The organism is Streptomyces aureus, from assembly GCF_000725495.1.
GTDB classification, from domain to species: Bacteria; Actinomycetota; Actinomycetes; order Streptomycetales; family Streptomycetaceae; genus Streptomyces; species Streptomyces aureus_B.
The window spans coordinates 357,710-371,362 of the sequence record NZ_JNZD01000001.1; the positions used below are offsets into that span (position 1 = coordinate 357,710).

Genomic DNA, 13,653 nt, shown 5'->3' on the forward strand with positions numbered 1-13,653 from the left:
CGTCCGCCCATCATAGGAATGCGGATCGCGCCATGTGATGACCCAGGGGTGGTGAATCGGAACAGGAGCCCAGTTCACCGCGGTTTTCGCCCGAATTGGGCGGGGCTCGGCCCGCCCGGATCCTGTCGGGTCTCAGCCCTGCTCGGGTGATCGGGGCGGACTGACGGTCGTACGGGGCGACCGGCGCTGTGACGAGGTCCGCACGATCAGCTCTGTCGGTATCACCTGCTCGACCGGTTGGTCCGATTCGACCCCTTCGATGGCGTCGATCAGCAGCTGGACGACGGCCGTGCCGATTCTGCGCGGTTTGAGGGAGAGGGTCGTGACGGGCGGCTCGGTGCTGGCGTAGACGTTCGACTCGCTGCAGCAGACCAGGAGCAGGTCGTCGGGTACGCGCAGCCCGTAGCGGCGGGCGGCGGCGAGCAGGTCGGTGCCGTTCGGGTCGAAGAGACCGTAGACGGCGTCCGGGCGGTCGGGCCGGGCGAGGAGCCGGTCGGCCGCCACGGCTCCCGCGCACGGATCGTGCGCCGGGTAGGCCTCGTACACCGGATCCTGGCCCACGCGCTCGCACCAGCGCAGGTAGGCGGTGGTGGAGAGGTGGGTGTAGGTGTCCGTGGTGGTGCCGGTGAGGAGGCCGATGCGGCGGGCGCCCGCGTCCGCGAGGTGGTCCAGGATGCCGAGGACCGCGGCCTCGTGGTCGTTGTCCACCCAGGCGGTGACGGGGAGCGATCCCGCGGGCCGGCCGTCGGAGACGACCGGCAGTCCCTGGCGGACCAGCTCGCTGACGACCGCGTCCTGGTCGGAGGGGTCGATGACCACGGTTCCGTCCAGGGCCACGTTCGACCACACGTCGTGGCGGGAGGTCGCGGGGAGGATGACCAGGGCGTATCCCCGGGCCAGCGCGGCCGAGGTGGCGGCTCTGGCCATCTCGGCGAAGTACGCGAACTCCGTGAAGGTGAAAGGTTCATCCCCGTACGTGGTCACGGTCAGGCCGATCAGGCCGGACTTGCCCGTGCGGAGGGTCCGGGCCGCCGCCGAGGGGCGGTAGCCCAGCCGGTCCGCGACCTCGCGGACATGGCGGCGGGTGGCGTCCGGCAGCCGCCCCTTGCCGTTGAGGGCATCGGAGACGGTCGTGATGGAGACCCCTGCGGCCGCGGCCACGTCTCTGATGCCCGCCCTGCCTGGCCGACCGCCTCGGCGCGTGGTCTCCGCCCGGCTCACCTGGTGCTTCCCTGCTGCTGTCATGGCGAGCCGATATTAGGGCTCCTGCGGTGGGGTAGCGCGGACGCATATGCACGCGTTGACAGGCACGTTTCTGCATGATCGATGTGTGCTAACTCCCTTTGAAGTGAAGGCAGTTGAGCGATCTCATCCCAAGACGTGACTTGTCGGCGCGTGCGTGCCTGCCAAGGGGGCGATGTCTCGAAGAGGTCTCAACTCACCTGTACGAGGGATGCGCGCCACGGCGTGAGCCACCGGCGCATGTGGTAGCGGGCGACGCGCCCCCTTTTCGTACGACTTCGTACGAGGAGCCCCGCGGCGGGTGCGCCGAGCGGTGGGCCCGGCCGGGTGTCCGCGGCGGCGGGGCCGGTGTCCGCGGTGCCGGACGGTGATCACCTGGCCGGTCACGAAGAGGTGTCCGTCGGACACGACCTGGTGTCCGGTTGTCCACAGGCCATTCGCACCGGAGCGGAATCCTCATAAGGTGAGAAGCATTGGTAGCCGGTGGTGGTCATGAGCCGCTGGTGGTCACGAGGAGGACTGCGGTGAGCGACACGAACCCCAAGCTGCGTGCCGAGCTGGCGGGTATCCCCACCTACAAGCCCGGGAAGCCCGCCGCAGCCGGCGGAGCCGTGGCGTACAAGCTGTCCTCCAACGAGAACCCGTATCCGCCGCTGCCCGGTGTCCTGGAGAGCCTGACCGCGGCGACCGGTTCGTTCAACCGTTACCCGGACATGGCGTGCACCGGGCTGATGAACGAGCTGGCGGACCGTTTCGGCGTCCCCGTCTCCCACCTGGCGACCGGCACCGGCTCGGTCGGCGTCGCCCAGCAGCTGCTGCAGGCCACGAGCGGTCCCGGCGACGAGGTCATCTACGCCTGGCGGTCCTTCGAGGCGTACCCGATCATCACGCAGATCAGCGGGGCGACCTCGGTGCAGGTGCCGCTGACCCCGGGCGAGGTGCACGACCTGGACGCGATGGCCGACGCCATCACGGACCGGACCCGGCTGATCTTCCTCTGCAACCCGAACAACCCGACCGGCACCGTGGTCCGCCGGGCCGAGCTGGAGCGGTTCCTGGACCGGGTCCCGAGCGATGTGCTCGTGGTGCTGGACGAGGCGTACCGCGAGTTCATCCGTGACGTCGAGGTGCCGGACGGTGTGGAGATCTACCGTGACCGGCCCAACGTCTGTGTGCTGCGCACCTTCTCCAAGGCGTACGGGCTGGCCGGCCTGCGGGTCGGTTTCGCGATCGCCCACGAGCCGATCGCGGCCGCGCTCCGCAAGACGGCGGTGCCGTTCGGCGTGAGCCAGCTGGCCCAGGACGCCGCGGTGGCGAGCCTGCGGGCCGAGGACGAACTGCTCGGCCGGGTCGGTTCGCTGGTCTCGGAGCGCACCCGGGTGGTCGACACCCTGCGCACCCAGGGCTGGACGGTGCCCGAGACGCAGGCCAACTTCGTGTGGCTGCGGCTGGGGGAGCGCACCCTCGACTTCGCCGCGCACTGCGAGCAGGCCGGTGTCGTGGTGCGTCCGTTCGCCGGTGAGGGCGTCCGCGTCACGATCGGCGAGACTGAGGCGAACGACATCTTCCTCAAGGCGACCGAGGGCTTCCACAAGGGCCTGTAGGCGCCCGGCGGACCAACCGCCCACCCGAGCGGGCCGGTCCCTGATCCGCGAGGGCGCCCGCCCATGAGTTCCGGCGAGGGCCCCGTACGCGTGAGGCGTGTACGGGGCCCTCGGCGTGCCCGGCGCCGGTCCCGAGGGGCCGAGAACGGGCGGACCCGGAGCGCGGGCGGCGCGGATGGCTCGTTCGGGCCCTTGGGCCGGCCGGTTCCACCCGGTCGGGACCCTTGGGCCCCACTGAGGGACCCCCCACCCCTCGGACGTCGAACGGGTATGCGTCATAATTGCTTGTGAATGTGAACGCGTTCACAAGCGTGTCCTGTTGCTCCCGTGATGTCTGTTGTAAAGCGGGCACACTGCCGCTGTGACCACGGCGACGTAAGGAGACTGACGACGTGGAATTGGCTTTGGCGCCGGAGACCATGGCGCGATGGCAGTTCGGCATTATCACCGTCTACCACTTCTTCTTCGTCCCTCTGACGATCTCGCTCGCCGCGCTCGTCGCCGGCCTGCAGACCGCCTGGGTGCGTACGGAGAAGCAGAAGTACCTCAGGGCGACCAAGTTCTGGGGCAAGCTCTTCCTGATCAACATCGCGATGGGTGTCGTCACCGGCATCGTCCAGGAGTTCCAGTTCGGGATGAACTGGTCCGCCTACTCGCGCTTCGTCGGTGACATCTTCGGGGCCCCGCTCGCCTTCGAGGCCCTGCTCGCCTTCTTCTTCGAGTCCACCTTCATCGGGCTGTGGATCTTCGGCTGGGACAAGCTCCCGAAGAAGCTCCACCTCGCCTGCATCTGGATGGTCTCCATCGGCACGATGCTGTCGGCGTACTTCATCCTCGCGGCCAACTCGTGGATGCAGCACCCCGTCGGCTACCGGATCAACAAGGCCAAGGGGCGCGCGGAACTCACCGACTTCTGGCACGTCCTGACGCAGAACACCGCGCTCGCCCAGGTGTTCCACACGCTCACCGCGGCGTTCCTGACCGGTGGCGCCTTCATGGTGGGCATCGCCGCGATCCATCTGGCCCGCAAGCGGCACGTCGCGGTCATGAAGACCTCGCTGCGGCTCGGCCTCGTCACCGTCGTCATCGCCGGTCTCCTCACGGCGATCAGCGGAGACACCCTCGGCAAGGTCATGTTCAAGCAGCAGCCGATGAAGATGGCCGCGGCCGAGGCGCTGTGGGACGGCCAGGACTCCGCGCCGTTCTCGATCTTCGCGTACGGAGACGTGAGCAAGGGCCACAACTCCGTCGAGCTGTCGATCCCCGGGATACTGTCCTTCCTCGCCAACGACGACTTCAACTCGTACGTCCCCGGCATCAACGACACCAACAAGGCCGAGCAGGAGAAGTACGGCCCCGGCGACTACCGGCCCATCATCCCGGTCACCTTCTGGGCGTTCCGCTGGATGATCGGCTTCGGCATGGCCTCCTTCGTGATCGGCATCGTCGGACTCTGGCTGACCCGTAAGAAGTTCATGCTGCCGCAGCACCTGAGGGTCGGCGAGGACGAGGCACCGCACCTGGTCCTGTTCAAGAACAAGGCGCTCGGCCCGAAGCTCAGCAAGTGGGGCTGGCGGATCGCCATCTGGACCCTGGCCTTCCCGCTGATCGCCAACTCCTGGGGCTGGATCTTCACCGAGATGGGCCGTCAGCCGTGGGTCGTCTACGGCGTCCTGCAGACCCGGTACGGGGTCTCCCCCACCGTCTCGCAGGGCGAGGTCATCACCTCGCTGACCGTCTACTCGCTGCTGTACGCGATCCTCGCCGTCATCGAGGTCAAGCTGCTCGCGAAGTACGTGAAGGCAGGGCCGCCCGAGCTCACCGAGGCCGACCTCAACCCGCCCACCAGGATCGGCGGCGACTCCGGTGACGCCGACAAGCCGATGGCCTTCTCCTACTAGGCTCGGGGAGCACTGAGTCATGGAACTTCACGACGTCTGGTTCGTCCTCATCGCGGTCCTGTGGACCGGTTACTTCTTCCTGGAGGGCTTCGACTTCGGAGTCGGCATCCTCACCAAGCTGCTGGCCCGCGACCGCACCGAGAAGCGGGTTCTGATCAACACGATCGGCCCGGTGTGGGACGGCAACGAGGTGTGGCTGCTCACCGCCGGCGGTGCCACCTTCGCCGCCTTCCCCGAGTGGTACGCCACCCTCTTCTCGGGCTTCTATCTGCCGCTGCTGATCATCCTCGTCACGCTGATCGTGCGGGGTGTCGCCTTCGAGTACCGGGCCAAGCGCCCCGAGGAGCACTGGCAGCGCAACTGGGAGACGGCGATCTTCTGGACCTCGCTGATCCCCGCGTTCCTGTGGGGAGTGGCCTTCGGCAACATCGTGCGCGGGGTGAAGATCGACCGGAACTTCGAATACGTCGGGAACTTCTGGGACCTGCTCAACGTGTACTCGATCCTCGGCGGTCTGGTCACGCTCACGCTGTTCACCTTCCACGGGGCCGTGTTCGTCGGACTCAAGACGGTGGGCGACATCCGGGAGCGGTCGCGGAAGCTCGCGCTTCAGGTCGGCCTGGCAACGGCCGTGCTGGCGCTGGTCTTTCTGATCTGGACCCAGATCGACAGCGGTGACGGCGCCTCGCTGGGCGCACTGATCGTGGCCGTCCTCGCCCTCGTCGGGGCGCTGGCGATGGTCAACGCGGGACGAGAGGGGTGGGCCTTCATCCTCTCGGGGCTCACCATCATCGCGGCCGTCGCGATGCTCTTCCTGTCGCTCTTCCCGGACGTCATGCCGTCCTCGCTCAACGCGGACTGGAGCCTCACGGTCACCAACGCCTCGTCGAGTCAGTACACCCTGAAGATCATGACCTGGTGTGCCGTGATCGCCACACCGATCGTTCTGCTCTACCAGAGCTGGACCTACTGGGTGTTCCGCAAGCGCATCGGCACGCACCACATCGCCGTCGACGCGTCGCACTGAATCTGATGGACTGGCATGTTTCACGTGAAACATGCCTGATGGATCAAAAGGTGTGTTTCACGTGAAACCGATCGATCCGCGCCTGCTTCGGTACGCCCGAGCCACCCGCCTCTTCCTGGCGGCGGTCGTGGCCCTGGGCGTCGCCGGAGCGGCCCTGATCATCGCCCAGGCGATGCTGATCGCCGAGGTGGTGGTCGGTGCCTTCGAGCACGGTTTCTCCGTCGCCGAACTGCGCGATCCCCTCCTCCTGTTGGCGGCCGTGGCGCTCGGGCGCGCCGCGGTGGCCTGGCTCACGGAGCTCGCCGCCCACCGCGCCAGCGCCGCGGTCAAGTCCGAGCTGCGGGGGCGGCTGGTGGAGAAGGCCGCGTCGCTCGGGCCCGGGTGGCTCAGCGGCCAGCGGACGGGATCCCTCGTCGCCCTCGCGACCCGGGGCGTCGACGCGCTCGACGACTACTTCTCGCGCTATCTGCCGCAATTGGGCCTCGCGCTGGTGGTGCCGGTGGCCGTGCTGGCGCGGATTGTTACCGAGGACTGGGTCTCTGCGGCGATCATCGTCGGCACACTGCCGCTGATCCCCCTGTTCATGGTGCTCATCGGCTGGGCGACGCGCAGTCACATGGACCGTCAGTGGCGGATGCTCTCCCGGCTGTCCGGACACTTCCTGGACGTGGTCGCTGGACTGCCCACCCTCAAGGTGTTCGGCCGGGCCAAGGCGCAGGCCGAGTCGATCCGGAAGATCACCGGCGAGTACCGGCAGGCGACCATGCGGACCCTCCGGATCGCGTTCCTCTCCTCCTTCGCCCTGGAACTGCTCGCCACCATCTCGGTCGCGCTGGTCGCGGTCACCATCGGCATGCGGCTCGTCCGCGGCGAGATGGACCTGTACGTGGGACTCGTCGTCCTTGTGCTGGCTCCCGAGGCATACCTGCCGCTGCGGCAGGTGGGCGCCCAGTACCACGCGGCCGCCGAGGGCCTCGCGGCCGCCGAGGCGATCTTCGAGGTGCTGGAGACGCCGGCATCGCGGTCCGGAACGCGGCGGGCGCCCGCGGGGGACATCACCTTCGAGGGCGTGACCGTGCGGTACCCCGGGCGTTCCGCGGACGCGGTCTCCGACGTCACCTTCACCGTCGGAGCCGGTGAGACCGTCGCCCTCGTCGGACCCAGCGGCGTGGGCAAGTCGACGCTGCTGAACGTCCTGCTCGGCTTCGTCGAGCCCACCGCCGGCCGGGTCCGGGCCGGGGGAGCCGATCTCGCCGACGCCGACCTCGCGCACTGGCGCTCGCGGATCGCATGGGTGCCGCAACGGCCGCACCTGTACGCCGGGTCCATCGCCGAGAACGTACGGCTGGCCCGGCCCGACGCCGACGAGGCCGCGCTGCGCAAGGCGCTCGTCGACGCCGGTGCCGCCGTCTTCGTCGACGCGCTGCCCGCCGGGGCCGACACCGTCCTCGGTGAGGACGGCGCCGGACTGTCGGCGGGCCAGCGTCAGCGGCTGGCACTCGCGCGGGCGTTCCTCGCGGACCGGCCCGTGCTGCTGCTCGACGAACCGACGGCCGCGCTCGACGGGGAGACCGAGGCCGAGGTCGTCGCGGCCGTCCGGCGGCTGGCCGTGGGCCGGACCGTCCTGCTGGTCGTGCACCGGCCGGCCCTGCTCGAAGCGGCGGACCGGGTCGTACGCCTCGAAGCCCACGCCCTCGGCGGGCCCGGGCCGGCGGCTGACGCCGGCGTCTCCGGCCCCGTGCCGGCGACCGGCACCCTGCCGTCCCAGGCGGTCGGGGCTACGGCCCGCCAGGACCTTGCCGAGCCGGCCGACGTTGCCGCGGCGGCCCCTGAGGACCTCGCCGAGCCGTCCCGGAGCCGGGGTGGTGTGCTCGGCCGGGTCCGGGCGATGGCGGCTCCCCGGCGCGGGCCACTCGCGCTCGCCCTGTTGCTCGGGGCCCTGGCGCTCGGCAGCGCGGTCGGTCTCATGGCGACCTCCGGCTGGCTCATCTCCCGGGCCTCCCAGCAGCCCCCGGTCTTCTATCTGATGGTGGCCGTGACGGCCACCCGCACCTTCGGCATCGGACGGGCGGTGTTCCGGTACGCGGAGCGCCTGGTCTCGCACGACGCCGTCCTGCGGATGCTCGCCGACACCCGGGTCGCGGTCTACCGGCGGCTGGAGCGGCTCGCGCCCGCCGGACTGCGGACCACCCGGCGCGGCGACCTGCTGACGCGGCTCGTCGCCGACGTGGACGCCCTGCAGGACTACTGGCTGCGCTGGCTCCTGCCCGCCGGAGCCGCGGCCCTCGTGTCCACCGCCTCCGTCGCCTTCACCGCCTGGCTGCTCCCCGAGGCCGGGGCCGTGCTCGCCGTCGGTCTCCTGGCGGCCGGAGCCGGGGTGCCCCTGGTGACCGGAGCCGTGGCGCGCCGCGCCGAGCGCCGGCTGGCCCCCGCCCGCGGCGCCCTGGCCACCCAGGTGGCCGATCTGCTCACCGGGACCGCCGAGCTGACCGTCGCGGGCGCGCTGCCCGCCCGGACCGCGCGGACCCGGCAGGCCGACCGCGTCCTCACGGACATCGCCTCGCGGGGCGCCACCGCGACCGCGCTCGGCGACGGCCTCACCGCGCTCGTCTCCGGACTCACCGTCGCGGCCGCCGCCCTCGTGGGCGCGCAGGCGGTCGCGGCGGGACGGCTGCACGGCGTGCTCATGGCCGTCGTCGTCCTGACCCCCCTCGCGGCCTTCGAGGCCGTCATGGGACTGCCGCTCGCCGTCCAGTACCGCCAGCGGGTGCGGAGGTCCGCGGAGCGGGTCCACGAGGTGCTGGACGCCGCCGATCCCGTACGCGAGCCCGAACAGCCGTCTCCGGCGCCCACGTCGCCGTTCCCGCTCCGCGTGTCCGGGCTCCGGGCCCGTCACGCGGGAGCGGACCGGGACGCGCTGGCCGGTCTGGATCTGACCCTCGAACAGGGCCGCAGGATCGCGGTGGTCGGCACGTCCGGGGCCGGCAAGACCACGCTCGCGCAGGTGTTGCTGCGGTTCCTGGACCCCCGGGAGGGGACGTACACGCTCGGCGGGGTCGACGCCCGCGCGATGGACGGGGACGACGTGCGCCGCCTGGTCGGGCTGTGCGCCCAGGACGCCCACCTCTTCGACAGCACCGTGCGCGAGAACCTGCTGCTCGCCCGCAAGGACGCGACCGAGGCCGCGCTGCGCGACGCGCTGGGGCGGGCCCGGCTCCTGGACTGGGTGGACGAACTGCCCGACGGGCTCGACACACCGATCGGCGAACACGGGGCACGGCTGTCCGGCGGCCAGCGTCAGCGGCTCGCGCTGGCCCGGGCGCTCCTCGCCGACTTCCCGGTGCTCGTGCTCGACGAACCCGCGGAGCACCTGGACCTGCCGACGGCGGACGCGCTCACCGCGGATCTGCTGGCCGCTACCGAGGGCCGGACGACCCTGCTGATCACCCACCGGCTGGCAGGACTCGACGCCGTGGACGAGGTGGTCGTGCTCGCGGAGGGAGGCGTGGTCCAGCGCGGGGCGTTCGCCGAGCTGTCGGCCGTGGAGGGACCGCTGCGGGAGATGGTGGACAGGGAGCGGGCGGCGGACCTGCTGGTGCGGGCCGCGGCGTCCTGAGCGCCCTGCGGCGATCCATGCCCGCGATCCGACTTTTGCGGGCAAAAGGTTCTCATTAGGCTCGAGGCATGTCAGCGGTGAGGGGTCCCTCAGCCCCGGGTGACGGCATGGGCGCGGCGGGGCCGGCGGCCCGTGCTCGAGAAGGGCCGGCCGACGCCCCGGCCCTGCGGGTGCCGCGGCTGCTGGAGGCCGTGCGCTCGGTCGGATCGGGTCTCGAGCTGCACTCCAAGCTGGACCGGATCTGCGAGACGGCGGCCGAGCTCACGGACGCGCGCTACGCGGCCATCGGGGTCGTGGACACGAGCGGAGACGGCCTCGCGGACTTCGTCCCGCACGGCGTCGACGAGGAGACGGCCCGCAGGATCGGCCGGCGGCCCGACGGCCACCAGGGACTGCTGGGCGCGCTCATCCGCGACCCCGACCCGGTGGTCCTCGCCGATCTGACGGACGACCCGCGCTCGTGCGGGTTCCCGGCCGGACACCCGCCGATGCGCAGCTTCCTCGGAGTGCCGATCCGGGTGCAGGGGGAGATCTTCGGAAACCTGTACCTCGCGGACAAGCGCGGCGGCCCCTTCGGCGACGAGGACCTCGCCATGGTCAAGGTGCTCGCGACGGAGGCCGGCATCGCCATCGGCCATGCCCGGCTGTACGAGGCGGCGAAGCAGCGGGAGCGCTGGATCGACGGTTCGGTGGCCGTCACCACGGCGCTGCTGGCCGGCGGGGACGCCGAGGACGTCCTGGGGACCGTCGCCGAACAGGCCCGCCGGCTGTCCGGCTCCGCCGCCGGGATCGTGCTGCTGCCCACGGACGACGGGGGCCTGGAGGTCGTTGCGGTCGCCTCGGACCGGCCCTCGGACGTTCTCGGCGTGGTCGTGCCGCCGGAGAGCGAACTGGTCGCCGAACTCCGCGAGGGGAACCCGGTGTTCCTCGCGGACGCCTCCGCCGACCCCCGCATGCGGACGGAGCTGACGCGCACCTATGGGCCCGTCATGATGCTCCCCCTGGAGAGCGACGGCCGGGTCCTCGGCGCCCTGCTGACCCCCCGCTCCCGCGACGGACGGCAGTTCACCGGGACCGAACGGAGCGTCGCCGGCCAGTTCGCCTCGCAGGCCGCCCTGGCGCTGATCATGGCCGAGACCCAGCGCGACCGGGAACGGCTCGCCGTCTACGAGGACCGCGACCGGATCGCACGCGACCTGCACGACCTGGTCATCCAGCGGCTGTTCGCCACCGGGATGACGCTGGAGAGCGCGCAGCGCCGGTCGGACGTGCCGGAGGTGCGGCGCGGCATCGGCAAGGCGGTCGACGAACTGGACGTCACCATCCAGGAGATCCGCACCGCGATCTTCGCGCTCCGGCAGGGTCCCGCCGAGACCCCGTCCGCACTGAGCACCCGCGTCCTGCGCGAGATCAACATGGCCGCCGTCCCGCTCGGTTTCCAGCCCGGGCACCGCTTCGAGGGACCCGTCGACACCCGCGTCGGGGAACTCACGGCAAAGAACCTCATCGCGGCGCTGCGCGAAGCCCTCTCCAACGCCTTCCGGCACGCGGGGGCCTCCCGGATCGAGGTCACCGTCGACGCGGACGCCGAGCTCCCGGACGGGCGGCCGGGTGTGCGGCTGGAAGTGGCGGACGACGGTGTCGGCATCCCCGAGGGCGGCCGGCGCAGCGGTCTGAGGAACCTCGCCCGGCGCGCCGAGTCGCTGGGCGGCGCGAGTTGGCACGGGCCGGGAATCGGTGCGGACGGGGGCGGCACGACGGTGGTGTGGCAGGTACCGCACTGAACCCCCTTGCCCGGACGCGCTGTTCGCGCGTACGGAGTGCGCGGCCCGCACGAGGGCCACCGGGCCGGGATCCGACCGGTCGCGGTGCTGCGCCATTCGTGACGTCCTGTCCCCCAGGTGTACGCCTTGAACGGGCCGGTCCCCGGGGCGCGGGCCACGATCGCTGTCATGCGCCCATCTCGCCGCCATCCCCTGCTCGTACCGGCCCTGTTGTCCGTGCTCGTGGTGCTTGCGGCCCGGCCCGCGGTGGCCGACGGCGACGGGGACGGCGCGGAACTCGACATCAGCGCCCAGGTGGCGCGGCTGTACGAGGACGCGTCCGTGGCGACGGGACGCTACGAGGCGGGGCGGCAGGACGCCGATGCCCAGCGCGGCCGGGCGGAGCGGGCCGAGCGTCGGCTCGTGCGGGAGCGTGCGGAGACCGCGGTCCTGCACGAGGACCTGGGCCGTATCGTGCGGGCCCAGTACCGGCAGGGCGGCGGGCTGCCGTACACGGCGCAGATCCTGTTCGCGAAGGACCCCGAAGGGCTGATGCGCGGTCAGCACGCCGTGCGGCGGGCCGATCTGGCCGTCGCCGGGGCCGTGGCGAGGAGCAGGCGGGCGGAAGGACGGCTCGCCGCGGACGAGGCGAGGGCCCGGTCCGAGTGGCAGGTGCTGGAGAAGCGCAGCGGGGAACTCGCCGCGATCAAGCGGACGATCGAGGAGAAGCTCGACGAGGCGCGCTCGGCGCTGCAGAGCCGGGCGGACGCGTCCGTGGCGGCCGGTTCCTGCCGCGGGGCGGTCCGGCTCGACCAGCCGCCGGCGCACTTCACGCAGGCGTGGGTCGCGCCGGTGGAGACGTACGAGCTCTCCGCGGGCTTCGGCAGCGGGGGCGAGCACTGGGCGCACCGGCACACGGGGCAGGACTTCGCGGTGCCGATCGGCACCCCGGTGCGGGCGGCCGGGGCGGGCCGGGTGGTGCGGGTGTCCTGCGGCGGTGCCTTCGGCATCGAGGTCGTGGTCGAGCATCCCGGCGGCTACTACACCCAGTACGCGCATCTCGCGTCCGTCGCCGTCGACCAGGGGCAGCGGGTCTCGGCCGGGGAGTGGATCGGGCAGTCGGGCACGAGCGGCAACTCGACCGGTCCGCATCTGCACTTCGAGGTGCGGGTCACCCCGGACATGGGATCGGCGGTCGACCCGGTGCCGTGGCTGGCGGAGCACGGGGTGGTCGTCTAGAGCCGCAGCCGGCGCTGGCGCCGGACAGGGCCTGACCGGGCACCGCGGACCCGGGGAAGGGCCCGGACGGTACCGAGGCCGGACAGCACCGAGGACGGACAGCACCGAGGCCGGACGGCACCGAGGCCGGACAGCACCGAGGCATGGACGGCACCGAGGCCCGGGCGCCACCTGGGCCCGGATACCACCGAGGGTCGGACAGCACCGCCAGTCCTGCGCCGCACCAGTCCTGCGCCGCACCGCCGGTCCTGCGCCGCACCGCCGGTCCACCGGGTCCTCCGCCAACCGCCGGAGGACCCGTGACCCCGACCGCGGTGCCGGGGCGGTTCCGCCTAGGAGCGGTCCGCCAGGATCTGCTCGATCACGACCGCGACCCCGTCCTCGTTGTTGGCGACGGTGCGGCCGGAGGCGGCGGCGATCACTGCGGGGTGGGCGTTGCCCATCGCGTAGGACCGGCCCGCCCAGGTGAGCATCTCGACGTCGTTGGGCATGTCACCGAACGCGACGACCTCCTCGGGTGCGATCCCGCGCTCGGCGCAGCACAGCGCGAGGGTGCTGGCCTTGGAGATGCCGGGGCCGCTGATCTCCAGCAGGGCGCTGGGGCTCGACCGGGTCACGTTGGCCCGCTCCCCTATGGCGGGCCGGGCGACGGCGAGGAATTCGTCCGGGTCCATCTCCGGGTGGAAGGCGAGGACCTTCAACACCGGCTGGTCGGCGTCCAGGGCGTCCTCGGCGAGGAGCTTCTCGGCGGGCAGGACGATCTCCGGGGGCTCCATGTGCATGAGGGGGTAGCCCGGCTCGAGGTGGAGTCCGTACGTCCGCTCGACGGCGCACACCGTGCCGGGGGCGACGGAGCGCAGGATCCCGATGACGTCCAGGGCGATGTCCGGCGTCAGTTCGCGGATCTTGACGAAGCGGTGGGCGCCGGGGCCGCCGTGCAGGTCGACCACGGCGGCGCCGTTGCCGCAGATGGCGAGGCCGTGCCCGTGGACGTGGTCGCTGACGACGTCCATCCAGCGGGCCGGGCGGCCGGTGACGAAGAAGACCTCGATGCCGGCCTGTTCGGCGGCGGCGAGGGCGGCGATCGTGCGGTCGGACACCGATTTGTCGTCGCGCAACAAGGTGCCGTCGAGGTCCGTGGCGATCAGCCGGGGCGGGACGGTGGAGGCCGGGGTCTCGGGCCGGCGAGTCGCTGAGGTCACGGGCTCATTCTCCCGCATATATGCGCACGGCCGTGCGGCGGTGCGCACACTTGAGTGGT

At 71.6% G+C, this 13,653-nt stretch carries 8 protein-coding genes; 6 read left to right on the forward strand and 2 right to left on the reverse strand.

Features of this window, described 5'->3' with window-relative positions:
- Positions 1–132: 132 nt before the first annotated feature.
- Complete coding sequence (locus IO36_RS01630) at positions 133–1,245, reverse strand: LacI family DNA-binding transcriptional regulator (protein WP_078942941.1); 1,113 nt, start codon at positions 1,243–1,245, stop codon at positions 133–135.
- A 521-nt stretch (positions 1,246–1,766) separates the two neighbouring features.
- Here IO36_RS01630 and hisC point away from each other — a divergent pair.
- The 6 genes from hisC (at position 1,767) to IO36_RS01660 (ending at position 12,392) form a co-directional block, all read left to right on the forward strand.
- A complete protein-coding gene (gene hisC, locus IO36_RS01635; protein ID WP_037615061.1) occupies positions 1,767–2,846 on the forward strand; it encodes a histidinol-phosphate transaminase in 1,080 nt (359 codons plus the stop codon).
- 392 nt (positions 2,847–3,238) lie between these two features.
- Entirely contained in the window at positions 3,239–4,747 is a 1,509-nt protein-coding gene (locus IO36_RS01640) for a cytochrome ubiquinol oxidase subunit I (RefSeq protein ID WP_037615062.1), read from the forward strand.
- A 19-nt stretch (positions 4,748–4,766) separates the two neighbouring features.
- A complete protein-coding gene (gene cydB, locus IO36_RS01645; protein WP_037615064.1) occupies positions 4,767–5,774 on the forward strand; it encodes a cytochrome d ubiquinol oxidase subunit II in 1,008 nt (335 codons plus the stop codon).
- Positions 5,775–5,835: 61 nt separating this feature from the next.
- Positions 5,836–9,390 (forward strand): thiol reductant ABC exporter subunit CydD, encoded by a 3,555-nt coding sequence (gene cydD, locus IO36_RS01650; protein ID WP_209441132.1) that lies wholly within the window; start codon positions 5,836–5,838, stop codon positions 9,388–9,390.
- Positions 9,391–9,497: 107 nt separating this feature from the next.
- Complete coding sequence (locus IO36_RS01655) at positions 9,498–11,174, forward strand: GAF domain-containing sensor histidine kinase (protein ID WP_245173097.1); 1,677 nt, start codon at positions 9,498–9,500, stop codon at positions 11,172–11,174.
- A gap of 168 nt (positions 11,175–11,342) precedes the next feature.
- The gene (locus IO36_RS01660; RefSeq protein ID WP_037615068.1) at positions 11,343–12,392 is read left to right on the forward strand and encodes a M23 family metallopeptidase; all 1,050 of its coding nucleotides are present in this window, start codon (positions 11,343–11,345) and stop codon (positions 12,390–12,392) included.
- 332 nt (positions 12,393–12,724) lie between these two features.
- Here IO36_RS01660 and IO36_RS01665 read toward each other — a convergent pair whose 3' ends face one another.
- Complete coding sequence (locus IO36_RS01665) at positions 12,725–13,612, reverse strand: Cof-type HAD-IIB family hydrolase (RefSeq protein ID WP_078942942.1); 888 nt, start codon at positions 13,610–13,612, stop codon at positions 12,725–12,727.
- Positions 13,613–13,653 lie beyond the last annotated feature (41 nt).

What these genes read in the sequence shown, in the direction of transcription:
- cydB (WP_037615064.1), top strand. Translation starts at nt 4,767, where the DNA reads ATGGAACTTCACGACGTCTGGTTCGTCCTCATCGCGGTCCTGTGGACC.
- IO36_RS01660 (WP_037615068.1), top strand. Translation starts at nt 11,343, where the DNA reads ATGCGCCCATCTCGCCGCCATCCCCTGCTCGTACCGGCCCTGTTGTCC.
- IO36_RS01655 (WP_245173097.1), top strand. Translation starts at nt 9,498, where the DNA reads ATGGGCGCGGCGGGGCCGGCGGCCCGTGCTCGAGAAGGGCCGGCCGAC.
- IO36_RS01665 (WP_078942942.1), bottom strand. Translation starts at nt 13,612, where the DNA reads ATGCGGGAGAATGAGCCCGTGACCTCAGCGACTCGCCGGCCCGAGACC.
- IO36_RS01630 (WP_078942941.1), bottom strand. Translation starts at nt 1,245, where the DNA reads ATGACAGCAGCAGGGAAGCACCAGGTGAGCCGGGCGGAGACCACGCGC.